This is a genomic window from Streptomyces sp. NPDC001406 (assembly GCF_042895285.1).
GTDB lineage: Bacteria > Actinomycetota > Actinomycetes > Streptomycetales > Streptomycetaceae > Streptomyces.
In genome coordinates, this window is sequence record NZ_JBIAWG010000005.1 from 1 (window position 1) to 24,693 (window position 24,693).

Here is a 24,693-nt window from a genome sequence, read left to right on the forward strand (position 1 = left end):
TTCTTCGCCAACACCCCCGACATCCTGCACGCCTACCTCCAGCAGGGCGGCCGGCCCGCGTTCGAGGTGCGTGCCGTGCTCGCCGCGACGCTCTCTCCCGCGTGGGGCATCTACAGCGGCTACGAACTGTGCGAGAACACCCCGCTCAGGCAGGGCGGCGAGGAATACCTCGACTCGGAGAAGTACCAGCTCAAACCCCGCGACTGGGCCGCCGCCGAACGCGACGGCCACACCCTCACCCCCCTGATCACCCGCCTCAACACCATCCGGCGGCAGAGCCCGGCCCTGCGGCAACTGCGTGATCTCCACTTCCATCACGCCGACCAGGAAGCGGTGATCGCGTACAGCAAGCGGAGCGGATCGAACACGGTTCTGGTGGTCGCCAACCTCGACCCCCACGACACCCAGGAGGCCACGGTCTCGTTGGACATGCCGCAACTCGGCCTGGAATGGCACGAGTCGGTGCCGGTGCGTGACGAACTCACCGGCGAGACCTATCACTGGGGCAGGACCAATTACGTGCGTCTCGAACCGGGTCGGCGACCCGCGCACGTCTTCACGGTTCTGCGACCGTCCAACCCGCAGATCGGAGGGTCACCCACAAAATGATCGTCAACGAGCCCGTTCCGGACACCTTCGAGGACACACCCGCAGGGGACCGGGACCCGGATTGGTTCAAACGCGCCGTGTTCTACGAGGTCCTGGTCCGCTCCTTCCAGGACAGCGACGGCGACGGCATCGGCGACCTCAAGGGCCTGACCGCCAAGCTCGACTATCTGCAGTGGCTCGGCGTCGACTGCCTCTGGCTGCCGCCGTTCTTCAAGTCACCGCTCCGCGACGGCGGTTACGACGTCTCGGACTACACGGCGGTGCTGCCGGAGTTCGGTGACCTCGCCGACTTCGTGGAGTTCGTGGACGCCGCCCACCAGCGCGGCATGCGCGTCATCATCGACTTCGTCATGAACCACACCAGCGACCAGCACCCGTGGTTCCAGGAGTCCCGGCGGGACCCGGACGGGCCCTACGGCGACTACTACGTCTGGGCGAAGGACGACAAGCAGTTCCAGGACGCGCGGATCATCTTCGTCGACACCGAGGCCTCCAACTGGACCTACGACCCGGTCCGCAAGGAGTACTACTGGCACCGCTTCTTCTCCCACCAGCCGGACCTCAACTACGAGAACCCGGCGGTCCAGGAGGAGATGATCTCCGCGCTGAAGTTCTGGCTGGACCTGGGCATCGACGGCTTCCGGCTGGACGCGGTGCCGTATCTGTACCAGCAGGAGGGCACCAACTGCGAGAACCTGCCCGCCACGCACGAGTTCCTGAAGCGGGTGCGCAAGGAGATCGACGCGCAGTACCCCGACAAGGTGCTGCTGGCGGAGGCGAACCAGTGGCCGGAGGACGTGGTCGACTACTTCGGCGACTTCCCGAGCGGCGGCGACGAGTGCCACATGGCCTTCCACTTCCCGGTCATGCCCCGCATCTTCATGGCCGTGCGCCGCGAGTCCCGCTACCCCGTCTCCGAGATCCTCGCCAAGACCCCCGCCATCCCCGCCGGCTGCCAATGGGGCATCTTCCTGCGCAACCACGACGAACTCACCCTGGAGATGGTCACCGACGAGGAACGCGACTACATGTGGGCCGAATACGCCAAGGACCCCCGCATGCGCGCCAACATCGGCATCCGCCGCCGCCTCGCCCCCCTCCTCGACAACGACCGCAACCAGATCGAACTCTTCACCGCCCTGCTGCTCTCCCTGCCCGGCTCCCCGATCCTCTACTACGGCGACGAGATCGGCATGGGCGACAACATCTGGCTCGGCGACCGCGACGCCGTCCGCACCCCCATGCAATGGACCCCCGACCGCAACGCCGGCTTCTCCTCCAGCGACCCCGGCCGCCTCTACCTCCCCACGATCATGGACCCGGTCTACGGCTACCAGGTCACCAACGTCGAGGCCTCCATGTCCTCCCCGTCCAGCCTCCTGCACTGGACCCGCCGCATGATCGAGATCCGCAAACAGAACCCCGCCTTCGGACTCGGCTCCTACACCGAACTCCAGTCCTCCAACCCGGCGGTGATCGCGTTCCTGCGCGAGTACGAGGACGACCTGGTCCTGTGCGTGCACAACTTCTCCCGCTTCGCACAGCCGACGGAGCTGGACCTGCGGCGGTTCAACGGCAGGCACCCGGTCGAGCTGTTCGGCGGGGTGCGCTTCCCGGCGATCGGCGAACTGCCGTATCTGCTGACCCTGGCGGGGCACGGCTTCTACTGGTTCCGGCTCCGCAGGGAAACCGCATAGTCCACCCCCGGGTGGAGCGGTTTCCCCTGCCCCACCCGGGGCACCCATCAGTCACACCCCGACGCCCCGGGGAAAGGACGCGCCGCCATGGCGGAAACGGTCACACCTTCCGGCACGACAAGTCCCGGCCAGCTCCTCGCGTCACTCGATCCACTGCTGCGCGAGTGGCTGCCGAGGCAGCGGTGGTTCGCGGGCAAGGGGCGCCCGGTCACCGGCTTCTCCCTGGTCTCGGCCACCGAACTGCTGCCCTCCGACGGCAGGCTGGGCCTGCACCATCTGCTCGTCCGTGCCCATCAGCCACCCGTCCTGGGCGCCGCGGTCCACCCCGGCGACTGCTACCAGCTCCTGATAGGCGTGCGCGAGGCGCTGCCGCCCCGGCTCGCGCCCGCGCTGATCGGACACGTGGCGGAAGGGCCGCTCGCCGGACGCACGGTGTACGACGCCCTGTACGACCCCCGACCCGCCGAGGTGCTCCTGGAGGCGCTGCGCACCCAGGCCCGCGTCGGCGGGCTGCGCTTCGAGCGGGACGGACGCCAGGAGATACGCGACGGCCTGGTGGCCCGCATGATGACCGCGGAACAGTCCAACTCCTCGGTCGTCTACGGCGATACGTTCATACTGAAGCTGCTGCGCCGGATCGTCCCCGGCGACAACCCCGACCTGGAGATACCGCTGGTCCTGGCCCGCAAGGGCTGCGCCCGGGTGCCCGCGCCGACGGCGTGGCTGATGGCCGACACCGGCGAGCCCGCCCAGGAGTCCTATGTCCTCGCCGTGCTCCAGCCGTTCGTGCGGGGCGCGACGGACGGCTGGGAGCTGGCGCTGCGCGAGCTGGCCAAGGGCGAGGACTTCACCGCCGAGGCCCGGGCGCTGGGCCGGGCCACCGCCGAGGTGCACACGGCACTCGCCCACGCGCTGCCCACGACCACCCTGGGCCATGTCCAGCTGCGGCGCCTGGTGGACGGCATGGTCGAGCGGCTGGAGGCGGCCGTACAGGCAGTGCCCACCTTGGGGCCGTACGAGCCGGGGCTGCGCTCCGCCTACGAGGCGCTGGCCGAGCTGGCCGCCGAGGGCCGCACCTGGACCGCCCAGCGCGTCCACGGCGATCTGCACCTCGGCCAGTGTCTGCGCTCACCCTCCGGGCAGTGGTCGCTGATCGACTTCGAGGGCGAACCGGCCCGCCCGCTGGCCGAGCGGCGCATGCCGCAGCCGACGGTGCGGGACATCGCGGGGATGCTCCGCTCCTTCGACTACGCGGCGCACTCGGCGACCCCGCCGGCCCCGGGCTGGGCGGCCGCGTGCCGGGCCGCGTACTGCTCCGGGTACGCCGAGGTCGCCGGGCGCGACCCGCGCACGGATCCCGTTCTGCTGCGGGCCCACGAGACCGACAAGGCGGTCTACGAGGTCGTCTACGAGGCCCGCCACCGCCCCGACTGGCTCCCCGTACCGATGTCGGCGGTACACCGCCTCGCCCTGTCCGACCAGCTCTGACCTCACCCTCGCCCAGGAGGCTCGTCCGTGACCCCCAGCCCCCCGTCCAGCGGTTCGGATCCGAAGAATCCAAAGAAGACGGCGGCCAAGAAGCCAGCGAAGAAAACAGCCGAGACGTCGGCCGAGGCGGCCGAGAAGCCAACGGCCGCAAAGCCTGCGGCCGGCAAGGCAGCGGCCAAGAAGACGGCCGGCGCGAAGAAGGCGACCACGAAGGCCACAGCCAAGAAGGCCGCGGTCAAGAAGGCCCCGGCCAAGAAGGCCCCGGCGAGGAAAGCCTCCGCCAAGAAGGCCTCCCCGAAGAAGGCGGTCGCGAAGAAGGCGGTCACGAAGACGGCCCCCGCTCCCGCCGAAACCGCCGTGTCCCCCGCCCTGGACGCCGCCGACCGCGAGCGGCTGCTGCACGGCACGCACCACGACCCGCACTCCGTCCTCGGCGCCCACCCGGTGCCCGGCGGGATCGCCGTCCGGGCCCTGCGCCCGTACGCCCGGTCCGTCACGGTGGTGTCGGGCCGTCTGCGGGCCGAACTGCACGACGACGGCGACGGCTTCTTCTCCGGGCTGCTGCCCCTGATCGGGGTCCCGGAGTACCGGCTGCTGGTGGCGTACGACGAGACGGTGCGGGAGACCGAGGACGCGTACCGCTTCCTGCCCACGCTCGGTGACCTCGATCTGCATCTGATCGGCGAGGGCCGGCACGAGCAGCTGTGGCAGGCGCTGGGCGCCGAGCCGATGACGCACCAGGGCGTGGCCGGCACCCGCTTCACGGTGTGGGCGCCGAACGCGCGGGGCGTACGGCTGGCCGGTGGCTTCAACTTCTGGGACGGCACGGGCCACCCCATGCGGTCGCTGGGCTCCTCGGGGGTGTGGGAGCTGTTCGTGCCGGGCATCGGCGAGGGCGAGCTGTACAAGTTCGAGATCACCCGCCCGGACGGCTCCCGGACCCTGCGCGCCGACCCGCTGGCCCGGCGCACCGAGGCCCCGCCGAACACCTCCTCCATCGTGCACGCCTCCCGGTACGAGTGGGGCGACACGGAGTGGATGGCGCGCCGAGCGGACACTCCGGTGCACGAGGCACCGTTCTCGGTGTACGAGATCCATCTCGCGTCCTGGCGCCCCGGTCTGACCTACCGCCAACTGGCCGAGCAACTCCCCGCGTACGTCAAGGACCTCGGCTTCACCCACGTCGAACTGATGCCGGTCGCCGAGCACCCCTTCGGCGGCTCCTGGGGCTACCAGGTCACCGGCTTCTACGCCCCCACCGCCCGGCTGGGCACCCCCGACGACTTCAAGTACCTGGTCGACGCCCTGCACCGGGCGGGCATCGGTGTGCTGATGGACTGGGTGCCGGCCCATTTCCCGCGGGACGACTGGGCGTTGGCTCAGTTCGACGGACGTCCGCTGTACGAGCACGAGGACCCGTTGCGGGCCGCGCATCCCGACTGGGGCACGCTGGAGTTCGACTTCGGCCGCCGCGAGGTGCGCAACTTCCTGGTGGCGAACGCCGTGTTCTGGTGCGAGGAGTTCCATATAGACGGCCTGCGGGTGGACGCGGTCGCCTCGATGCTCTACCTCGACTACTCACGTGAACCGGGCCAGTGGTCGCCGAACGAGCACGGGGGCCGGGAGAACCTGGACGCGGTGGCGTTCCTCCAGGAGATGAACGCCACCGTCTACCGCCGCAACCCGGGCGTGGTGACGATCGCGGAGGAGTCGACCGCCTGGGACGGCGTGACGCGCCCCACGCACCACAGGGGCCCGAGCGGCTTCGGCGGTCTGGGCTTCGGACTGAAGTGGAACATGGGGTGGATGCACGACTCGCTGGAGTACATGCAGCACGAGCCGGTGCACCGCAGGTTCCACCACCACGAGATGACGTTCTCGATGGTGTACGCCTACAGCGAGAACTACGTCCTGCCCATCTCCCACGACGAGGTCGTCCACGGCAAGCGTTCGCTGGTGTCGAAGATGCCGGGCGACTGGTGGCAGCAGCGGGCCAACCACCGTGCGTACCTGGGCATCATGTGGGCCCACCCCGGCAAGCAACTCCTCTTCATGGGACAGGAGTTCGCCCAGGGTGCCGAATGGTCCGAGGCCCACGGCCCCGACTGGTGGCTGCTGGACCCGGCGTACGGCGCCGAGTCCGACCACCGCGGCATCCGCGACCTGGTCCGCGACCTCAACGCCGTCTACCGCACCACCCCGGCCCTGTGGCAGCGGGACACCGATCCGGCCGGCTTCCAGTGGATCGTCGGCGACGCGGCGGACGACAACGTCTTCGCCTTCCTGAGACTGGACGCCGAGGGCAGCCCCCTCCTGTCGGTCTCGAATCTCTCCCCGGTGGTCCGCCGCGACTACCGCCTCGGCGTCCCCGAGGACATCCCCGCCTGGCACGAGAGCCTCAACACGGACATCGGGAGGTACGGCGGCGGCGACGTCACCAACCCCGACCCGGTCAAACCGGAGCCGCAGGGGGCGCACGGCCGCCCCGCGAGCATCCGCCTGACTCTGCCGCCACTGGCTACGGTGTGGCTGCGGCCTGCCTGAGCCCCTCGGGCAGCGCGCCCTTGTGCAGCACACCGAGCCGCTGTGTCGCTCGGGTCAGGGCCACGTACAGGTCGCTGGTTCCATAGCTGCCCGGCTCCACCACCAGGACGGAGTCGAACTCCAGGCCCTTGGCCTGGCGTGGATCGAGAAGGACGACGGTCCGCGTCAGGTCGGGCTCGGCGCCCACCGTCACCCCGTCCAGCCGTGCGGCCAGCTTGCGGTGCAGATGGCGCGGGGCGATGACGGCGAGCCGGCCCTCGTCGGGGGTCAGTTCCTTCACCGCCTCGGCCACGGCGCCCGGCAGGTCGTCGGTCGCGCGCACCCACGGCCGTACGCCCGTCGACCGCACCGAACTCGGCGGCTCGAAGCCGGGGTCCTCGGCGCGCACCACGGCCGCCGCGACCTCCATGATCTCTGCCGGGGTCCGGTAGTTGACGCCCAACCGGGTGTGCTCCCAGCGGTCCTCGACGTACGGCTGGAGGATCTTCTGCCAGGAGCCGACGCCGGCCGCCTCCGCGGTCTGCACCGGGTCGCCGACCAGGGTCATCGAGCGGGTCGGGCTGCGCCGCATCAGCAGCCGCCATGCCATCGGCGACAGCTCCTGCGCCTCATCGACGATGATGTGCCCGAACGCCCAGGTCCGGTCGGCCGCCGCGCGCTCGGCGGCGCTGCGGTGGTCCTCCTCCTCATGGCGCTCGGCGAACCGCTCGGCGTCGATGATGTCGTGCGCGGACAGGACCTCCGAGCCGTCGGGATCGCTGTCCTCCTTGTCCTCGAACTCGTACGTCCGCGAGGCGTACGAGACGTCGAGGACGCCCTGGGCATAGGCCACCTGGGTCTCCCGCTCCCGCTCCGCCCGCGCCCGCGCCAACCGTTCGTCGACCCCGAGCAGTTCGGCCGCCTCGTCGAGCAGCGGTACGTCGGCCACGGTCCACGCCCGTGTGGTCGGGCGGCGGACCGCGGCCGCGTCCTCGTCCGAGAGGTAACCCACGGGGTCGGCGAGGAAGTCCGCGACCAGGCGCTGCGGCGTCAGGCGCGGCCACAACTGGTCGACGGCGGCCCACACCTCGGGGTTCTCGGCGAGTTCGTCGCGGATCTGGGTGATGTCGCTGGGGTCGAGCAGATTCGTGCCGTCGTACGGGTCGGTGCCGATGCGTTCGGCCACCATGTCGGTGAGCGTGTTGAGGATGTGACCCTCAAAGTGCTCGCGGGCGACGTTGTGCGGCAGCCGGGCGGCACGGGTGCGCTCACGGGCCACCTTCACCAGGCCGTCGTCGAGCATCAGGATCTCGCGGTCGTGCTCGATCGCGATCACCGGGTCCGGCAGCGACTGCCAGTCCCATACGACCTCGGCGAGCACGTCCGCCATGTCGGCACGGCCCTTGATCGCGGCCGCCTCGCGGCTGTCGGTCGCCGTCGCCTTCACGCCCGGGAAGAGTTCGCCGACCGTGGCCAGCAGCACGCCCGTCTCGCCGAGCGAGGGCAGCACCTCGCCGATGTAGCCGAGGAACGCCGGGTTGGGGCCGACGATCAGGACGGCCCGCTTGGCGAGCAGTTCCCGGTGCTCGTAGAGGAGATACGCGGCGCGGTGCAGCGCGACCGCCGTCTTGCCGGTACCGGGTCCGCCCTCCACCACCAGCACCCCGCGGTGCGGCGCCCGGATGATCTCGTCCTGCTCGGCCTGGATGGTCTGCACGATGTCGTTCATCCGGCCGGTGCGCGCGGAGTTGAGCGCGGCGAGCAGCACGGCGTCCCCGGTGGGGTCCTCGTGACCGGTGCGGGTGGCGTCGCCGAGGTCGAGGATCTCGTCGTGCAGGGCGGTGACGCGGCGCCCGTCGGTGGCGATGTGCCGGCGCCGGCGCAGCCCCAACGGGGTGTGCCCGGTGGCCAGATAGAAGGGGCGGGCGACATCGGCCCGCCAGTCGATGAGGACGGGGGTGCGCTCGGCGTCGTCGGTGCGCAGGCCGATACGGCCGATGTGGTGGCTGGTACCGGATGGGGGTCCCCCCTGCTCGAACGAAGTTGAGAGCTTGGGGGACAGGTCGATGCGGCCGAAGCAGAGCGAGCCGTCCACGGCGTTCAGCGCGGCGAGCAGCCCGGAGCGCTCGGCGACCAGGATGTCCCGCTCCAGCCGGGCCTGCATGGGCTTGTCACCCTGCGCGAGGGCGTCCGCGACGGAGCCCTCGGTGTCGCCGCGGAGGGCATCGACGCGCGCGTACAGTCCGTCGATGAATTCCTGCTCGTGCCGCAATTCATCGTCCGGAAATTCGGTGTTTGACAATTCCGCTCCCGCCCGGATATACTGTGCTCACTGAACTTCACCGCGCCTCAATTCACTTGAAGTCGCGAACCATTGAATATACGCACAGAAATCCCCCGAGCGCAATTGCCCGGGGGATTTTTTGCGGACCCGTCGCTTTACCAGACGTCGGAAAGCTCCTCCAGAAGCCTGCGCCTGGGGCGCGCCCCGACCATCGCCTTCACGGGTTCACCGGCACGGAACACCATGAACGTTGGCATCGACAGCACCTTGTACGCGTTGGTGGTCAACGGATTGGTGTCCACGTCCAGCTGCACGACCTTCAGCCGCTCGCTCGTCTCTTGGGCCAGCGCCGTGAGCACCGGCCCCATCTGCCGGCACGGCGGGCACCAGTCGGCGGTGAACTCCACCAGTACGGGCAGCTCCGAGCCGAGCACCTCCGCCGCGAAGTCCGCGTCCGTCACCTCGGTCACACCGTCCGCCTTGATCAACGCTCCTGCCCTCCCAGTTCGCACAGCGGCTCCGGACCTCCCGGAACCAGCGCTTCGGCGGCCAGTTCGGCCCGCGCCCGCTCGGCCCGGACCAGCTGCCCGGCGACCGTCTCCCGCACCGCCCGCAGCTCCCCGATGAGCGCGTCGAGCTCGTCCAGCTTGCGCCGGTAGACCGCGAGCGAGGCGGGGCACGAGTCGCCCTCCGGGTGCCCGGCCCGCAGACACTCCACGAACGGCCGCGTCTCCTCCAGGTCGAACCCGAAGTCCCGCAGCGTCCGTATCTGGGTGAGCAGCCGCAGGTCGGCCTCGTCGTACGACCGGTGCCCCTTGTCGTCGCGCCGCGCGGGCAGCAGCCCCCGCGACTCGTAGTACCGCAGCGCCCGCGTGGTGGTTCCGGCCCGTGCTGCCAGCTCGCCGATTCGCATGGGTACGACCGTAGGCGTTGACGTCGGCGTCAGGGCAAGGCCGGCGGGAGCAGCGGTTTGCGCGGCACCGGTCAGCGTTCCTCGTCCTCGTCGCCGTCCCGCACCCCGAGCAGCCGGCGGGTCAGGTGGTCGCGGTCGGAGAGGAGCTCGTCGAGAGCCTCGCGGACGTCCTCCGGCTCGGTGCGGGGCGACTCGCGCTCCGCCGCGATCAGCACGGACCGCCGTACCAGCTCCTTGGTGAAGGAGGCTGTCGTGCCCTCCGTACGGGCCACCACCTCGTCGGCGATGTCCTTGCCGAGGCCGAGTCCCGCGCCGTACAGGCCGAGCTCACGGGACTGCTCCTGTTCGTCCCGTACCGGGCCCTGGAGAACCGCATCTTCGGTGTGCTCGCCGAGGCCGGCTTCGACGACTTCACACCCGCCCAGGCCCGGGTTCTCCAGCGTGTCGGCCCGGACGGCACACGGCTGACGGAACTAGCGGAACAGGCCCAGATCACCAAGCAGACCGCGGGCTTCCTGGTCGACCAGCTGGAGAAGGCGGGCTATGTACGCCGGGCGCCGGACCCGACCGACAAACGGGCCCGGCTGGTGTGTCTGGCGGAGCGGGCGTGGGCGGCCAAGGAGATCACCGACCCCTGGGCCTAGACCGCCACCCCCGCCGACTCCTCCACCTCCATCAGCGAGGCGCTGTGCCGCTCCTCGTCGAAGGCCTTGCGGCCGCCCCGCAGGCCGAACAGGCGCTTGGTGATGGCGATGTAGAGGACCGCGAGGATGTTGAGGACGAGGGTGGTGATCTTCAACCAGCTGATGTGCTCGGTGAGTTCGTAGATCTCCAGCGGGAGGAACGCGGCGGTGGCGACCACCGTGAGGTACTCCGCCCAGCGCTTGGCGTACCAGAGGCCGACCGCCTCGACGAGTTCGATCACCGCGTAGGCCAGCAGCAGGGCGGCCACCAGCAGCAGCGTGGAGTGCTTGTAGCCGAAGGCCTTCTGGATGGAGCCGACGACCGGTGAGTGGTCGAGGTCGTAGTGGAAGTGCCTGAAGACCGGGCGGAAGACGTCGAGGTTCTCGTTGAAGAGCCGCCGTACCGCGTCCTGGCTGTTGCTGAACTTCCACACCGCCACCGCAACCAGCACGATGAACACGCCGCGCACGGCCCGCTCGATCGACAGGAACCGCAGGATGAACAGGTCCCGCAGCACCTTCCCGCGCGGCACCAGCGGCGCGTCGTCGGCCGGCCCCGAGCCGTGCGGCTCGCCGAGCACGAAGTCGCCGCAGCGCAGACAGCGCCATGCGTCGCCGAGGGCGGTCTGGGCGTGCAGCCGCTCCCGGAGCGCCGGCTCGTCCGGCGTATAGGTCACGTGCCCCTTGCGTGCACAGTGCCGCCGGTCCCAGTCGATCTTCATCCCCCGTGCCTCCATACGTACTCACGGACACGCGCGAAAACAAACGTGCCGTTCCGGTTGATCCGGCACGGCACGTTAGTGGATGCGGGTGAGAAAGGGGCGAGAGGGGTCAGCGCACGCCGCTGTCCACCAGCTCCTTCTCCTGCGCGGGTGCCTCCGGTTCCGGTGCGGCGGCCGCACGGCCCGGCAGCAGCAGCGCCACCAGGATCGTGCCGACGCCCAGAACCACCGCGCCGACCAGGCTCGTGTGGGCCACCGCGTCCGAGAAGGCGGAGCCGACCGCGTCGGCCATCTGCCGTGCTCCCGTGGCCAGTTGGGCCGACTGTTCCTTCAGCTTCGCCGCCTGTTGCGGGTCGGTCGCCCGGGCCGCCTGCGCCCCGAGTTGGCGCGCCTTCTCGCCGATGCCCTGCGCGACCGCGTAACCCGCGCCGACCGAGTCCTGCGCGGTGGTCAGGGCGTCCGCCGGGAGCTTGCTGCCCGCGGTGGCGTCCGTGAGGTGGTTGCCGTACGACGTCGACAGCAGCGAGCCGAGGATCGCGATGCCGAGCGAGCCGCCGAGCTCCAGAGAGGTGTCGTTCACCGCGCCGCCGACGCCCAGTTCGGACTCCGGGAAGGCGCCCATGATCGCGTCCGTGCAGGGCGAGAGGGCGAGCCCGATGGCCAGGCCGAGGACGATGAGCGGGGCGACGAAATCGTCGTACGACGAAGCCGAGTCCACCCGGGTCAGCAGGGCCAGCGCGGTCGTGCCGCCGACCATGCCCGCGGTCACCGTCCACTTCATGCCGACGCGCGGGGTGAGCCGGCCGGTGAGCGCCGAGCCGGCGAAGACGGCGCCCGCGAGCGGGAGCATGCGCAGACCGGTGCCGAGCGCGTCGTATCCGAGCACGAACTGGAGGTGCTGGGTGAGGTAGTAGAAGGCGCCGAAGACGGCCAGGAAGAACAGGGCGACCGCGAGGTTGGAGCCCGCGAACCGGCGGTCGGCGAAGCGGCGCACGTCCAGTACGGGACGCGGGTGGCGCAGCTCCCACAGGACGAAGGCCACCAGGCCGACGCCCGCGACGACCGCGGCGCTCACGGCCTTCGCGCCCCAGCCGAAGTGCGGCCCCTCGATGATCATGTAGACCAGCGAGCCGATCCACAGCACCGACAGCAGCCCGCCGACGTAGTCGATCCGGTCGTGGTGACCGGCCTTGGACGGCGGCACGAGCACGAACGCACCGACGATCGCGACCGCGGCGACGGGCACATTGATCAGGAACGTCGACGACCAGCCGTGGTCGCGCAGCAGCGCGCCCGCGACGACCGGACCGGCCGCGATGGCGAGTCCCGCGGTCGCCGTCCACAGGGTGATGGCCTTGGCCCGCTCGGCGCGCGGGAAGGTCGCGGCGAGCAGGGACAGCGTGGCGGGCATGATCAGCGCGGCGCCGACGCCCATGACCGCACGGGCCGCGATGACGGCGGTGGCGCTGTCGGCGAGGTAACCGGAGACGGCCCCGCCCCCGAAGACCACAAGCCCGAGGACCAGCGCGCCGCGCCGGCTGTACTTGTCGCCGATCGCGCCGAGCAGCAGCATCAGCGCGGCGTACGGGACCGTGTAGCCGTCGATCACCCACTGCAGGTCGGCGCTGGACAGACCGAGGTCCTCGGCCATGTCGGGGGCCGCGACCGTGAGGGCGGTGTTGGCCATCACGATGATCAGCAGGCTCAGGCAGAGCACCAGCAGGGCCCACCAGCGCCGGGCGTAGGGGCGGTCCGTCCTTTCGACCGGTTCGTTCATGACGAGTCGCATGAGCAGGGGTCGCCTTCCTCACAGATGCACACGAAGGGGCAGACGCGCACCACCGGACTTGCACAGTGGCGTGCAATTGCACAACGATGTGCAATGTACGGCTACTGCACAGCGTTGTGCAACTGGAGGAGGTGAAGCCCATGCGGAAGGACCGTGAGGCCTTCCGCGGGGCAGGCAGAATGGCAGCCATGACCACGGGTAACAGCTCTCGCGCGGACGCCAACCGGCGCCGCATCCTCGACATCGCCCTCGCCGAGCTGCTGCGCGACCCCGACGCCTCCATGGACCAGATCGCGCGCGCCGCGGGGGTCGTACGGCGGACGGTGTACGGGCACTTCCCCAGCCGTGAGGCGTTGATCGGCACACTGATCGACGAAGCGGTGGAGGCGCTGGCGGCCGCGCACGCGGCGGGACGCGAGGGGGTCGACGACCCGGCGGAGGCGGTGGCCCGGTCGGTGCTCGCGGTCTGGGAGATCGCCGACCGCTACCGGCTGCTGGTCGCGCTGGCCCAGCGCACGGTCACCGTGCAGGGCATCCGCGAGCGCCTCACGCCGGTCCGCGAAGCCTGCGCCGAGGTGCTGCGACGGGGCCTGGAACAAGGGACGTTCAGCTCGCCGCTGCCGGCTCCGGCGCTGGCGTACGTGCATGAACAGATGCTGTTCGCGGTGATGGAGGCGGTGAACGACGACCTGCTGGCAGCACCGGAGGCGGGCCGCTCCGCCGCGGTCGCCGTGCTGGCCGCGGCGGGCGTGCCCGCCTCCCTGGCCACCGCACTGGTGGCGAGGCTGAGCGAGTAGACGCCGGAGAGGGCGAGTAGACGCCGGAATGGGCAGACGAAAGCCGGACGGCTGAGCTTCGGGGGGAGGCTCAGCCGCCCGGGGCGGTGGACCGGGCGCCCGGCCCGGGTTCAGGCAGGGCCGGGCGCCCGGCGGTCGAAGGGGGCGTTGGGAGGGGCCCCGATCAGGCCTTCGCGAGTTCCTTCTCGCCGTCCTCGGTCGGCTCGGGGGCCACGGCGGCCTCGCCCTCGTCCAGCAGGGTCGTCTCGTCGAACGGCAGCTCGCCGGCGAGCACCTGCTTGACGCGGTCCTTGTCGATCTCCTTGGTCCAGGTGCCGATCAACACCGTCGCGACGGAGTTGCCCGCGAAGTTCGTCAGGGCGCGGGCCTCGCTCATGAAGCGGTCGATGCCGACGATCAGGCCGACGCCGTCGACCAGCGCGGGCTTGTGCGACTGCAGACCACCGGCCAGGGTCGCAAGCCCCGCGCCGCTGACGCCCGCCGCGCCCTTGGAGGCGAGGAGCAGGAAGAGCAGCAGCGGGATCTGCTCGCCGATCGACATCGGCGTACCGAGCGCGTCGGCGATGTAGAGCGACGCCATGGTCATGTAGATCATGGTGCCGTCGAGGTTGAAGGAGTAGCCGGTCGGCACGGTGATGCCGACGACGGCCTTGCTGACGCCCAGGTGCTCCATCTTCGCGATGAGCCGCGGCAGCGCGGACTCGGAGGAGGAGGTGGAAAGGATCAGCAGGAACTCCCGGCCCAGGTATCTGAACAGCGAGAAGATGTTCAGCCCGGAGACGGCGCGCAGCAGCGCGGCGAGCACGATGAAGACGAACAGGAAGCAGGTCACGTAGAAGCCGAGCATCAGCACGGCGAGGCTCTTGAGCGCGTCCAGACCGGCGGAGCCGACCACGGCCGCGATGGCGCCGAAGGCACCGATCGGGGCGGCCCACATCACCATGGAGAGGATGCGGAACACGAGCCGCTGGATGTGCTCGATGCCGCGCAGCACCGGCTGGCCGACCGGGCCCATGGCCTGCAGCGCGAACCCGGTGAGCAGCGCCACGAGCAGGGTCTGCAGGACCTGTCCCTCGGTGAACGCGGAGACGAAGGTCACCGGGATGATCGACAGCACGAACTCGACCGGCGGCAGCGCGTCCGCGGACACCTGGTCGTGCCCGGTCGCCTTGAGCGCGTCGGTCAGATGCAGCCCGTCGCCCGGGTGCAGGACGTTGCCGACGACGAGCCCGATGCTCAGCGCGACCAGCGACATGACGAGGAAGTAGCCGAGGGCGATACCGCCGACGGCGCCGACCTTGGCGGCCTTGCGGACGGACCCGATCCCGAGCACGATCGTGCAGAAGATGATCGGCGAGATCATCATCTTGATCAGGTTCACAAAGCCCGTACCGAGGGGCTTGAGCTCGACCCCGAGGTCGGGCCAGATGAGCCCCACGGCGATACCGAGCGCGACCGCCGCGATGACGGCGATGTACAGGTAGTGGGTACGGTCCCGCTTCACAGCGGGTGCGGCTGGAGCCGTATCGGGGGTACTGGCGGCCACGGCTGCCCTCCTTGACGTCTTCGTCGGCAACACACCGGCGTGCGGCTCACGTCCGGGGGTTATGGGGAATGCCGTGACTATCTCCCGCCCTGTGAGGGCGGTCACCCTTCCGTTCATTTAGTTCACGCTTAACCGCAGAGGCACACTGACGACATGCGCTTCCCGTCCGTCCCCCGTCCCCGCAGCCTGGCCGGCCAGCTCTTCGCCATGCAGGCCGTGCTGATAGCGGTGCTCGTGGCCGGGTACGCGCTGTTCACCTACGTCAGCGACCAGCGGCAGGCCGAGGACGCGGCGGCCCGGCACGCCACGGCCGTGGCCCGCTCGATCGCGGACTCCCCCTCGGTCCGCGCCGCCATCCACACCGCCGACCCCACCCTCCGGCTGCAGCCCTACGCCCTCCAGGTGATGCGGGATGCGGACGTCGACTTCGTGACGATCATGAACCCGTCCGGCATCCGCTGGACGCACCCCGAGGAAAAGCAGATCGGCAGGCACTTCCTCGGCCGTATCGGCCCCGCCCAGCACGGCCACACCTTCACCGAGACGTACACCGGCACACTCGGTCCGTCCGTCCGCGCCGTCACGCCCGTGGAGGAGAACGGCCGCGTCATCGGCCTGGTCAGCGCCGGCATCAAGGTCGAGGCGATCAGCAAGCGGGTGCAGGGCCAGGTGACGGCGCTGCTCGCGGTGGCCGGCGGCGCCCTGCTGCTGGGCGCGGTCGGTACGTACGTCGTCAACGCCCGGCTGCGCCGCCACACCCACGGCATGAACGCGACCGAGCTGAGCCAGGTGCACGACTACCACGAGGCCACGCTGCACGCGGTGCGCGAGGGGCTGCTGATGCTGGACGGCCAGTACCGGGTGGCGCTGATCAACGACGGCGGCCGGGAGCTGCTGGGCGTGCCGGCCGAGGCGGATGTGATCGGCACGTCGGTGGCGGGACTCGGGCTGCCCGCCCCGCTGACGGGTGCCCTGCTCGCCTCCGAACCCCGGGTGGACGAGGTCCATCTGACGGCGGACCGGGTGCTGGTCGTGAACACCTCGCCGGTGTCGGGCGGCGAGCGCCGCGGAACGGTCGTGACGCTCCGGGACGTGACCGAACTCCAGTCCCTGATGGGCGAGCTGGACTCCGAACGCGGTTTCACACAGGCGCTGCGCTCCCAGGCGCACGAGGCGGCGAACCGTCTGCACACGGTGGTCTCCCTGATCGAACTGGGCCGCGCTCAGCAGGCGGTCGACTTCGCCACGGCGGAACTGGAACTGGCGCAGGCGCTGACGGACCAGGTGGTGGCGGCGGTGAGCGAGCCGGTCCTGGCCGCCCTGCTGCTCGGCAAGACGGCGCAGGCGAACGAGCGGGGCGTGGAGCTGGTCCTCTCCGAGGACAGCCAACTGGACGACGGGGTGCTCCCGCCCGGCCTCCCGGCCCGCGATCTGGTGACCATCCTGGGAAATCTGATCGACAACGCGGTGGACGCGGCGCAGGGCAGCGTCGGGGCGCGGGTGACGGTGACGGCGTACACGGAAAACAAGGCGGGCGCGGAAGGCGCGGAGGGCGGGGAACTCGTCCTGCGGGTGGCGGACACCGGTAGCGGTGTGGATCCGGCCCATGCGGAACTGGTATTCCAGCGGGGGTTCACCACCAAGCCGGCGGGACCGGGCGGGCGCGGGCTCGGCCTGGCCCTGGTCCGGCAGGCCGTGCACCGTCAGCAGGGGACGCTGACGGTGGCGGAGGCCGACGGTGGTGGGGCGGAGTTCGAGGTGCGGTTGCCGTTGCACACGGCGGTCGGGCCGTCCCCGGTGTCTGGAGGCGACGTATGACGAACGAGCAGTCCATCCGCGTGCTGGTGGTGGAGGACGACCCGGTGGCGGCGGACGCGCATGTGATGTACGTCGGCCGGGTGCCGGGGTTCGTCGCCGTGGGCAAGGCGCACACGGGGGCGGAGGCACGGCGCCTCCTGGACCGTACGCCGGTGGACCTGCTGCTGCTCGATCTGCATCTGCCCGATGTGCACGGCCTGCAGTTCGCGCGTTCCCTGCGGGCGGCCGGGCATCACGCCGATGTCATCGCGGTGACCTCGGCGCGGGATCTGACCGTGGTCCGGGAGGGGGTCTCGCTCGGGGTCGTGCAGTACGTCCTGAAGCCGTTCACCTTCGCGACGTTGCGGGACCGGCTGGTGCGGTACGCCGAGTTCCGTGCGGCGGTGGGCGAGGCGAGCGGCCAGGACGAGGTGGACCGGGCGCTGGCCTCACTCCGGGCACCCGGGCCGGCTGCACTGCCGAAGGGGTTGAGCGGGCCGACGCTGGAGCGGGTCACGGTGACCCTGCGGGACTGCGCGGAGGGCCTCACGGCCGCCGGTGTCGCCGAGGCGGTCGGCATCTCCCGCATCACGGCCCGCCGCTATCTGGAGCACCTGGTGGACGCGGGGCGGGCGGCGCGCAGTCCGCAGTACGGGACCGTGGGGCGGCCGGAGTTGCAGTACCGGTGGGTCAGGGGGCAGTGAGCCGCCCCGTCACCCGGAGGTGTTCGCCCCGGCGTACGACACGACCTGTGCGCCGAGACCGACCACGGCCAGGGCTTCCACGACGGACACCACGAGGAGGCCGCCGCTGCCCTGCCCGCCGGTCCAGTAGACGGTGAGCCCGGCGAGCGGCACGAGGCAGAAGGCGAGCAGGTCGATGACGCACTGCACGGCCTTGCGCGACCGGCGACGCCGGTCGCCGCGATGAACGCGCTCCCAGCCGAAGACCCCTGCGATCTCCCCGGACGCTCCGGACCCTCCGACCTCTTCGGACCGGGCGAGCCGCGCGAGCCGGGGACCCAGGTCCTCGCGAACGTACCGGCCGATCGCCGAGATCTTCTGGTCGTTGACGAGATAGGTCCAGCCGAGGACCACACAGACCGGCGGGAGCGCGAGCAGCATGGCGGACTGTCCGGCCTGCGCCGACGCGGCGATGACGGCGGCGACGACGGTGAGCGTGACGTAGAGGAGGTTGTCCCGGAACCCGATCCTCGTCTTCTGCTCGTCCTTGACGGTCTGGTACTCGATGAGCAGCAACTGCCCCACGGTGACGTCTCGTTCCGGCACTGGGACCCCTTCCCCCGGCAGTACCTTAAGAGTGTGCCGGAGACACAGCCCACCGTTCTGGTCCTGACCGCACTCGCTCTGGAGTACTCCGCCGTCCGCGCCCATGTCGAGGACCGGCAGGAACTCGTCCACCCCGGCAACGGCACCCGGCTCGAACGCGGACGGCTGCCCGGCACCTCCTGGCACGTGGCGATCGGCGAGCTGGGCGAGGGCGCCAGGGCCACCGCGGCGCTCACCGCGTCGCTGATCGACTGGCTCCGTCCGCGGGCGGTCCTCTTCGTCGGTGTCGCGGGCGGCCTCAAGGACGACATCGGCATCGGCGACGTCGTCGTCGGAACCAAGGTGTACGGCATCCACGGCGGCAAGCAGACCACCGAGGGCCTGCTCGTCCGCCCGGAGGCCTGGTACGGCTCCAACGCGCTGGTGCAGGCCGCGCGTTCGGTCGTACGGGACATGACGGACGTACGGGTTCACTTCAAGCCGATCGCCACCGGTGACGTCGTCCTGGCCGACGCCGGCTCCGAGGTCGCCCGTCACCTCCGGGAGCACTACAACGACGCGGCCGCGATCGAGATGGAGGGGTCCGGCGCGGCCCACGCGGCGCAGCTGAGCGGGCACGTGGACGCCCTGGTCGTCCGGGGCATCAGCGACCGCGCCGACGCGCGGAAGTCCGAGGCGGACGCCGGGGGTTCACAGCAGCGGGCGGCCACGCGGGCGGCATCGGTGGCGATGGCGGTACTGCGCAGGCACCGACCCGGAGGCGGCCATGGTTCCGCGCACTCCGAGGAGGGGCCCCGAGCCGTCTACGGGGGCGACTACATCGACTTCCGGGGCGGGACCTTCTACGGACCCGTGACCGGGAAGCAAGGCGAACGGCGATAGGGGCAGCACCCCCACTGCGTGGAATGCTTCGATCGCAGGTTCGAGAACGCCTCCCGGAGCATGCGTGAAGTGAAGCCCTTCACTGGTTCGCGGCATACGAAGCCGACGACTTGGCAGCGTGCTTGACGGGCAGGCGGACGTGGTCGGGCATCACCTCGAGTGCCACGATCTCCCGCCTCCGTTCGTTGACCTTCTGACGGATCGTCCAGGCGCGACCCCGCCACGGAGGACCGGACACCTATGCGCCGCTTGTACATCAACCTCCGTACGTTCCTACAATCCGTGATCCTGGCCGAACTGACCGTAGTCATCGCCCCCGCCCACCCGTACGTTGTCCGCTGTGCGCCGACCGCCAGACCCACGGAACCAGCCAGGTCCCCCCTTCAACGCCCCCGCCGCCCGCAAACTCCGTGCCGCTCTCGGCATGACACCCGAACACGTCGCCCACGGGATGCGTGCCTCGTACGGGTTGCCGTACGTCACCGCTGACCTGGTCGTCACCTGGGAGCGGGGCCTCGCCACGCCCAGCAGTCCCGAACTCACCGCTCTCGCCGCGGTGTTGTGGTGTTCGCCGGGTGAGCTGATCGGGCGGCCGCGCAGTCTGCGCGAGCACCGTGTCGCCCGTGGGCTTGCGGCGGAGGACGTCGCCCTCGCCGTCGGGGTCGAACTCCTCGCCTATCTGCGGATGGAGGAGCACGACGAGTGGCGCGGCACCGAGCGGCAGTCCGCCACCCTCGCCGAGCTGCTCGCGTTGTCCCTGCCCGACTTCGTGACCGTCAGCGGCCGCGACGGGAAGCTGGCCGAGTTGCTGCGCAGTGCGGTCACCACGCGGTGGCGGGCCTATGTGCGACCGGTGGGCCGGATGGTGCCGCTGGACCGCCGGCTCCTGGAGGGCGCCCTCCAGGAGCTGCACCAGGACTACCAGGGGCAGATGGTGGCCACGCTGAGCTGGGGCGGCACCAGTGCCGCGGAGGACTCCAGCGGCAACGGCCGTGACTTCCTCGACCGGATCGTGGAGCACTTCTGGTCGAGGGTGGAGGCCAGTACGGCCTGAGACCAAGAGGGCCTGGCAGAACCCGGCACGACCGCGCAGGACCGCGCGCCGTGCCTGGACGGTCCTAGAAGACCGACTCCGTCTCGTCCATCCGGTCCTTCGGGACCGTCTTCAGCTCGGTGACCGCCTCCGCGAGCGGCACCATCACGATGTCGGTGCCGCGCAGCGCCGTCATCCGGCCGAACTCGCCCCGGTGCGCGGCCTCCACCGCGTGCCAGCCGAAGCGGGTGGCGAGGATGCGGTCGTACGCGGTCGGGGTGCCGCCGCGCTGGACGTGGCCGAGGATGACGGGCTTGGCCTCCTTGCCGAGGCGCCGCTCCAGCTCGTACGCCAGTGCCGTGCCGATGCCCTGGAAGCGCTCGTGGCCGAACTGGTCGATCTCGCCCTTGCTGTAGTCCATGGTGCCCTCGGCGGGGTGGGCGCCCTCGGCGACGCAGATGACGGCGAACTTCTTGCCGCGGGAGAACCGCTCCTCGACCATCTTCACCAGGTCGGCCGGGTCGAAGGGGCGTTCGGGCAGGCAGATGCCGTGGGCGCCGCCGGCCATGCCGGACTCCAGGGCGATCCAGCCCGCGTGACGGCCCATGACCTCGACGACCATCACGCGCTGGTGGGACTCGGCGGTGGTCTTGAGGCGGTCCATGGCCTCCGTGGCCACGCCGACCGCGGTGTCGAAGCCGAAGGTGCGGTCCGTGGAGGAGATGTCGTTGTCGATCGTCTTCGGCACGCCCACGACCGGCAGCCCGGCGTCGGAGAGCATCCGGGCGGCGGTCAGCGTGCCCTCGCCGCCGATCGGGATCAGCGCGTCTATGCCGAACTCGCCGACCATGTCGGTGGCCCGCTCACAGGCCTCGCGCAGCCGGTCGCGCTCCAGTCGGGAGGAGCCGAGGATGGTGCCGCCGCGGGCCAGGATGCCGCTGACCGCGTCCAGGTCGAGGGTGCGGTAGTGGCCGTCGAGCAGTCCCCGGTAGCCGTCCTCGAAGCCGATGACCTCGTCGCCGTAATGCGCCACCGCCCGGTGCACGACAGACCGGATCACTGCGTTCAGGCCGGGGCAGTCGCCGCCTGCGGTGAGAACTCCGATGCGCATCGTGCTGTGTCTCCTGGTCGCTGTTGGTACCGGTGAGCAAGTCCGATTGTTTCACGTCCGTCAGGGGGCCGATGCCCTGACGGGCGCCTTATCTAGCGCCAGGGGTATTGTCAAGAGGGATCTGCTCACCTTGGTGGGCGATTTTTATGCGGAGACGTGACAGACGAAACGGAGTGCCCACGTGACGCGCAGCGTGTACGTGACGGGGATCGACCGCGGCGACGGCCGCCAGGTCGTCGAGCTGGGAGTCATGGAGCTGCTGACCCGGCAGGTCGACCGGGTGGGGGTGTTCCGGCCACTCGTCCACCACAATCCCGATCGCCTGTTCGAGCTACTGCGCGCCCGGTACCGGCTGTCCCAGGACCCGGCGACCGTCTACGGCATGGACTACCACGAGGCGTCCGCGCTGCAGGCCGAACAGGGAACGGACGAACTGGTGTCCATCCTCGTCGACCGGTTCCATCTGGTCGCGCGGGACTACGACGTCGTCCTGGTCCTCGGCACCGACTTCGCCGACACCCAGCTGCCGGACGAGCTGTCCCTGAACGCCCGGCTCGCCAATGAGTTCGGCGCGTCCGTGATCCCGGTCGTGGGCGGCCGCCGGCAGACCGCCGAGTCCGTGCGCGCCGAGACGCGCAACGCGTTCCGGGCGTACGACAGTCTCGGCTGCGACGTCCTCGCCATGGTCGCCAACCGGGTGGCCCGTGAGGATCGCGACGAGATCGCCGAGCGGCTCGGCAACCGGCTGCCGGTCCCGTGCTGGGTGCTGCCCGACGAGCCCGCGCTGTCCGCGCCGACGGTCTCCCAGATCACCCAGGCCCTGGGCGGCACCGTGCTGCTCGGGGACGACTCGGGGCTGGCCCGGGACGCGCTCGGCTTCGTCTTCGGCGGCGCCATGCTGCCGAACCTGCTCAGCGCCCTGACCCCCGGCTGCCTGGTGGTGACCCCGGGCGACCGCGCCGACCTGGTGATCGGCTCGCTCGCCGCGCACAGCGCCGGCACCCCGCCGATAGCCGGCCTGCTGCTCACCCTGAACGAGCGGCCCTCCGAGGAGATCCTCACCCTCGCCGCCCGGCTCGCCCCGGGCACCCCGGTCGTCTCGGTGCCCGGCAACAGCTTCCCCACCGCCGAGCAGCTGTTCTCCCTGGAGGGCAAGCTGAGCGCGGTCACCCCGCGCAAGGCGGAGACCGCGCTCGGTCTGTTCGAGCGGTACGTCGACACCGGTGATCTGCTCAAGCGGGTCTCCGCGCCGAGCAGCGACCGGGTCACCCCGATGATGTTCGAGCACAAGCTGCTCGAACAGGCCCGCTCCGACAAGCGCCGTGTCGTCCTGCCGGAGGGCACCGAGGAGCGTGTGCTGCACGCCGCCGAGGTGCTGCTGCGCCGGGGCGTGTGCGAGCTGACCCTGCTCGGTCCCGTCGACCTGATCCGCAAGAAGGCCGCCGACCTCGGCATGGACCTCGGCGACGCCCAGCTGATCGACCCGGCCGCCTCCGAGCTGCGCGACGCCTTCGCCCAGACGTACGCCGGGCTGCGGGCTCACCGGGGCGTGACGGTGGAGCTGGCCTACGACGTCGTCTCCGACGTGAACTACTTCGGCACCCTGATGGTCCAGGAGGGTCTCGCCGACGGCATGGTCTCCGGGTCCGTGCACTCCACGGCCGCCACCATCCGGCCCGCCTTCGAGATCATCAAGACCACCCCGGAGTCGTCCATCGTCTCCTCCGTGTTCTTCATGTGCCTGGCCGACAAGGTGCTGGTCTACGGCGACTGCGCGGTCAACCCGGACCCGAACGCCGAGCAACTGGCCGACATCGCCATCCAGTCGGCCGCCACCGCGCAGCAGTTCGGCGTGGAGCCGCGGATCGCGATGCTGTCGTACTCCACGGGTACGTCCGGTTCGGGCGCCGACGTCGACAAGGTGCGCGAGGCGACCGAGCTGGCGCGCTCGCGCCGGCCCGACCTGAAGATCGAGGGGCCGATCCAGTACGACGCGGCCGTGGAGCCGTCGGTCGCGGCCACCAAGCTGCCCGGCTCCGAGGTCGCCGGACAGGCCAGCGTGCTGATCTTCCCCGACCTCAACACCGGCAACAACACGTACAAGGCCGTGCAGCGCTCGGCCGGCGCGATCGCCGTCGGCCCGGTCCTGCAGGGTCTGCGCAAGCCGGTCAACGACCTGTCCCGGGGCGCCCTGGTCCAGGACATCGTCAACACCGTCGCCATCACGGCCATCCAGGCCCAGACCTCGAGCGAGAAGGCAACCGCCCAGTGACCGCCACCCGCGTCCTCGTCCTCAACTCCGGCTCCTCGTCGGTGAAGTACCAGCTGCTGGACATGCGCGACAGCAGCCGGCTGGCGGCGGGTCTCGTCGAGCGCATCGGCGAGCAGACCTCCCGGCTGAAGCACACCTGTCTCACCTCGGGCGCCACCCGTGAGGAGAACGGGCCGATCGCCGACCACGACGCCGCCCTCAAGGCCGTGGCCGAGGAACTGGCCAAGGACGGTCTCGGCCTGGACTCGCCCGAACTGGCCGCGATCGGGCACCGCGTGGTGCACGGCGGCATGTTCTTCACCGAGCCGACCGTCATCGACGACGCCGTGCTCACCGAGATCGAGCGGCTGATCCCGGTCGCGCCGCTGCACAACCCGGCCAACCTCACCGGCATCCGCACGGCCCTCGCGCTGCGCCCCGACCTGCCCCAGGTCGCGGTCTTCGACACGGCGTTCCACACGACCATGCCGGAGTCCGCGGCGCGCTACGCGATCGACCCGAAGCTCGCGGACCGGTACCGCATCCGGCGCTACGGCTTCCACGGCACCTCGCACGCCTACGTCTCCCGGGCGACCGCGAAGCTGCTCGGGAAGGCGCCGGAGGAGGTCAACGTCATCGTGCTGCACCTGGGCAACGGGGCGTCCGCCTCGGCGGTGCGCGGCGGCCGGTGCGTGGACACCTCCATGGGGCTCACCCCGCTGGAGGGGCTCGTGATGGGGACGCGCTCCGGCGACCTGGATCCGGCCGTCATCTTCCATTTGCAGCGTGTTGGCGGAATGTCCATGGACGAGATCGACACTCTTCTCAACAAGAGAAGCGGTCTGTTCGGGCTGTGCGGTGACAACGACATGCGGGAGATCCGCCGTCGGATCGACGAGGGCGACGAACGGGCGCGTCTCGCCTTCGACATCTACATTCACCGCCTGAGGAAGTACATAGGCGCCTATTACGCGGTGCTCGGACGGGTGGACGCGGTCGCTTTCACAGCGGGAGTCGGGGAAAACGCGAGTCCCGTGCGAGAGGCTGCCGTGGCGGGCCTGGAGGAGCTGGGCCTGGCGGTGGACGGCGAGCTGAACGCCGTACGCGGCGATCGGCCACGGCTGATCTCGCCCGAGCACGCGAGGGTGGCCGTCGCCGTGGTGCCCACCGACGAGGAACTGGAGATCGCCACACAGACCTACGCACTGGTCGGAAAGAACAGCTGAGCGAACAGCTGAGCAATTACACGGCGGTAACACGACTGAGCGCACGTCCGCCC

At 70.4% G+C, this 24,693-nt stretch carries 21 protein-coding genes; 12 read left to right on the forward strand and 9 right to left on the reverse strand.

What is annotated here, in order from left to right; genetic code table 11:
- The 4 genes from ACFY1J_RS13015 to glgB form a co-directional block, all read left to right on the forward strand.
- The coding region (locus ACFY1J_RS13015; RefSeq protein ID WP_390731231.1) for a DUF3459 domain-containing protein at window positions 1-609 on the forward strand (609 nt) is incomplete at its 5' end.
- A complete protein-coding gene (gene treS, locus ACFY1J_RS13020; protein ID WP_390731232.1) occupies window positions 606-2,306 on the forward strand; it encodes a maltose alpha-D-glucosyltransferase in 1,701 nt (566 codons plus the stop codon). The genes ACFY1J_RS13015 and treS, both read left to right, overlap by 4 nt.
- 87 nt (window positions 2,307-2,393) lie before the next feature.
- The gene (locus tag ACFY1J_RS13025; RefSeq protein ID WP_390731233.1) at window positions 2,394-3,794 is read left to right on the forward strand and encodes a maltokinase; all 1,401 of its coding nucleotides are present in this window, start codon (window positions 2,394-2,396) and stop codon (window positions 3,792-3,794) included.
- A gap of 27 nt (window positions 3,795-3,821) precedes the next feature.
- Window positions 3,822-6,338 carry a 1,4-alpha-glucan branching enzyme gene (gene glgB / locus ACFY1J_RS13030; RefSeq protein WP_390731234.1) on the forward strand — a complete coding sequence of 839 codons (2,517 nt, stop codon included), beginning with the start codon at window positions 3,822-3,824 and terminating at the stop codon, window positions 6,336-6,338.
- Here the strand turns inward: glgB and ACFY1J_RS13035 are convergent.
- From ACFY1J_RS13035 to ACFY1J_RS13050, 4 genes are all read right to left on the reverse strand, one after another.
- Window positions 6,313-8,637: a HelD family protein gene (locus ACFY1J_RS13035; RefSeq protein ID WP_390731325.1), complete on the reverse strand. Its 2,325-nt coding sequence runs from the start codon at window positions 8,635-8,637 to the stop codon at window positions 6,313-6,315. The two genes, glgB and ACFY1J_RS13035, sit on opposite strands and share 26 nt — an antisense overlap.
- Window positions 8,638-8,756: 119 nt before the next feature.
- Window positions 8,757-9,089: a thioredoxin family protein gene (locus ACFY1J_RS13040; protein ID WP_390708975.1), complete on the reverse strand. Its 333-nt coding sequence runs from the start codon at window positions 9,087-9,089 to the stop codon at window positions 8,757-8,759.
- Entirely contained in the window at window positions 9,086-9,514 is a 429-nt protein-coding gene (locus tag ACFY1J_RS13045) for a MerR family transcriptional regulator (protein ID WP_390708974.1), read from the reverse strand. Before ACFY1J_RS13045 ends, ACFY1J_RS13040 begins: the two co-directional genes overlap by 4 nt.
- A 71-nt stretch (window positions 9,515-9,585) precedes the next feature.
- Window positions 9,586-9,789 carry a hypothetical protein gene (locus ACFY1J_RS13050; RefSeq protein ID WP_390708973.1) on the reverse strand — a complete coding sequence of 68 codons (204 nt, stop codon included), beginning with the start codon at window positions 9,787-9,789 and terminating at the stop codon, window positions 9,586-9,588.
- A gap of 108 nt (window positions 9,790-9,897) precedes the next feature.
- Between ACFY1J_RS13050 and ACFY1J_RS13055 the strand changes: the two genes are divergently transcribed.
- Entirely contained in the window at window positions 9,898-10,158 is a 261-nt protein-coding gene (locus tag ACFY1J_RS13055; RefSeq protein WP_390708972.1) for a MarR family winged helix-turn-helix transcriptional regulator, read from the forward strand.
- Here the strand turns inward: ACFY1J_RS13055 and ACFY1J_RS13060 are convergent.
- Both ACFY1J_RS13060 and ACFY1J_RS13065 read right to left on the reverse strand, forming a co-directional pair.
- Window positions 10,155-10,919: a DUF2127 domain-containing protein gene (locus tag ACFY1J_RS13060; RefSeq protein ID WP_390708971.1), complete on the reverse strand. Its 765-nt coding sequence runs from the start codon at window positions 10,917-10,919 to the stop codon at window positions 10,155-10,157. The two genes, ACFY1J_RS13055 and ACFY1J_RS13060, sit on opposite strands and share 4 nt — an antisense overlap.
- Before the next feature lie 109 nt (window positions 10,920-11,028).
- Window positions 11,029-12,708, reverse strand: a complete 1,680-nt coding sequence (locus ACFY1J_RS13065) for a DHA2 family efflux MFS transporter permease subunit (protein ID WP_390708970.1) — start codon at window positions 12,706-12,708, stop codon at window positions 11,029-11,031.
- 179 nt (window positions 12,709-12,887) lie between these two features.
- Here ACFY1J_RS13065 and ACFY1J_RS13070 point away from each other — a divergent pair, with 179 nt between their 5' ends.
- On the forward strand, window positions 12,888-13,505 hold the full coding sequence (locus tag ACFY1J_RS13070; RefSeq protein WP_390708993.1) for a TetR/AcrR family transcriptional regulator: 618 nt from the start codon (window positions 12,888-12,890) through the stop codon (window positions 13,503-13,505).
- A 163-nt stretch (window positions 13,506-13,668) separates the two neighbouring features.
- Here ACFY1J_RS13070 and ACFY1J_RS13075 read toward each other — a convergent pair whose 3' ends face one another.
- Window positions 13,669-15,051 carry a cation:dicarboxylate symporter family transporter gene (locus tag ACFY1J_RS13075; protein ID WP_390708969.1) on the reverse strand — a complete coding sequence of 461 codons (1,383 nt, stop codon included), beginning with the start codon at window positions 15,049-15,051 and terminating at the stop codon, window positions 13,669-13,671.
- 153 nt (window positions 15,052-15,204) lie between these two features.
- On the opposite strand from ACFY1J_RS13075, the gene ACFY1J_RS13080 reads away from it, so the two are divergent.
- Window positions 15,205-16,869, forward strand: coding sequence for an ATP-binding protein (locus tag ACFY1J_RS13080; RefSeq protein ID WP_390708968.1), 1,665 nt, complete (start codon window positions 15,205-15,207; stop codon window positions 16,867-16,869).
- Window positions 16,866-17,552 carry a response regulator gene (locus tag ACFY1J_RS13085; protein WP_390708967.1) on the forward strand — a complete coding sequence of 229 codons (687 nt, stop codon included), beginning with the start codon at window positions 16,866-16,868 and terminating at the stop codon, window positions 17,550-17,552. The genes ACFY1J_RS13080 and ACFY1J_RS13085 overlap by 4 nt, the downstream gene beginning before the upstream one ends.
- A 9-nt stretch (window positions 17,553-17,561) precedes the next feature.
- Here ACFY1J_RS13085 and ACFY1J_RS13090 read toward each other — a convergent pair whose 3' ends face one another.
- The gene (locus ACFY1J_RS13090) at window positions 17,562-18,137 is read right to left on the reverse strand and encodes a hypothetical protein (protein WP_390708966.1); all 576 of its coding nucleotides are present in this window, start codon (window positions 18,135-18,137) and stop codon (window positions 17,562-17,564) included.
- A 33-nt stretch (window positions 18,138-18,170) separates the two neighbouring features.
- Here ACFY1J_RS13090 and ACFY1J_RS13095 point away from each other — a divergent pair, with 33 nt between their 5' ends.
- Together ACFY1J_RS13095 and ACFY1J_RS13100 are read left to right on the forward strand one after the other, a co-directional pair.
- The gene (locus tag ACFY1J_RS13095; protein WP_390731235.1) at window positions 18,171-19,019 is read left to right on the forward strand and encodes a 5'-methylthioadenosine/S-adenosylhomocysteine nucleosidase; all 849 of its coding nucleotides are present in this window, start codon (window positions 18,171-18,173) and stop codon (window positions 19,017-19,019) included.
- 424 nt (window positions 19,020-19,443) lie between these two features.
- Window positions 19,444-20,073, forward strand: coding sequence for an XRE family transcriptional regulator (locus ACFY1J_RS13100; protein WP_390708964.1), 630 nt, complete (start codon window positions 19,444-19,446; stop codon window positions 20,071-20,073).
- Between the two features lie 64 nt (window positions 20,074-20,137).
- Here ACFY1J_RS13100 and ACFY1J_RS13105 read toward each other — a convergent pair whose 3' ends face one another.
- Entirely contained in the window at window positions 20,138-21,163 is a 1,026-nt protein-coding gene (locus ACFY1J_RS13105) for an ATP-dependent 6-phosphofructokinase (protein ID WP_390708963.1), read from the reverse strand.
- Between the two features lie 181 nt (window positions 21,164-21,344).
- On the opposite strand from ACFY1J_RS13105, the gene pta reads away from it, so the two are divergent.
- Window positions 21,345-23,435: a phosphate acetyltransferase gene (gene pta, locus ACFY1J_RS13110; RefSeq protein WP_390708962.1), complete on the forward strand. Its 2,091-nt coding sequence runs from the start codon at window positions 21,345-21,347 to the stop codon at window positions 23,433-23,435.
- The gene (locus tag ACFY1J_RS13115) at window positions 23,432-24,640 is read left to right on the forward strand and encodes an acetate kinase (RefSeq protein ID WP_390731236.1); all 1,209 of its coding nucleotides are present in this window, start codon (window positions 23,432-23,434) and stop codon (window positions 24,638-24,640) included. The genes pta and ACFY1J_RS13115 overlap by 4 nt, the downstream gene beginning before the upstream one ends.
- The last annotated feature ends 53 nt before the right edge of the window (window positions 24,641-24,693 follow it).

Bases quoted from the DNA above. Each gene is read 5' to 3' on its own strand.
- treS (WP_390731232.1), top strand. From the start codon at position 606: ATGATCGTCAACGAGCCCGTTCCGGACACCTTCGAGGACACACCCGCA.
- ACFY1J_RS13025 (WP_390731233.1), top strand. From the start codon at position 2,394: ATGGCGGAAACGGTCACACCTTCCGGCACGACAAGTCCCGGCCAGCTC.
- ACFY1J_RS13045 (WP_390708974.1), bottom strand. From the start codon at position 9,514: ATGCGAATCGGCGAGCTGGCAGCACGGGCCGGAACCACCACGCGGGCG.
- ACFY1J_RS13060 (WP_390708971.1), bottom strand. From the start codon at position 10,919: ATGAAGATCGACTGGGACCGGCGGCACTGTGCACGCAAGGGGCACGTG.
- ACFY1J_RS13065 (WP_390708970.1), bottom strand. From the start codon at position 12,708: ATGCGACTCGTCATGAACGAACCGGTCGAAAGGACGGACCGCCCCTAC.
- ACFY1J_RS13070 (WP_390708993.1), top strand. From the start codon at position 12,888: ATGGCAGCCATGACCACGGGTAACAGCTCTCGCGCGGACGCCAACCGG.
- ACFY1J_RS13080 (WP_390708968.1), top strand. From the start codon at position 15,205: ATGCGCTTCCCGTCCGTCCCCCGTCCCCGCAGCCTGGCCGGCCAGCTC.
- ACFY1J_RS13085 (WP_390708967.1), top strand. From the start codon at position 16,866: ATGACGAACGAGCAGTCCATCCGCGTGCTGGTGGTGGAGGACGACCCG.
- ACFY1J_RS13100 (WP_390708964.1), top strand. From the start codon at position 19,444: ATGACACCCGAACACGTCGCCCACGGGATGCGTGCCTCGTACGGGTTG.
- ACFY1J_RS13105 (WP_390708963.1), bottom strand. From the start codon at position 21,163: ATGCGCATCGGAGTTCTCACCGCAGGCGGCGACTGCCCCGGCCTGAAC.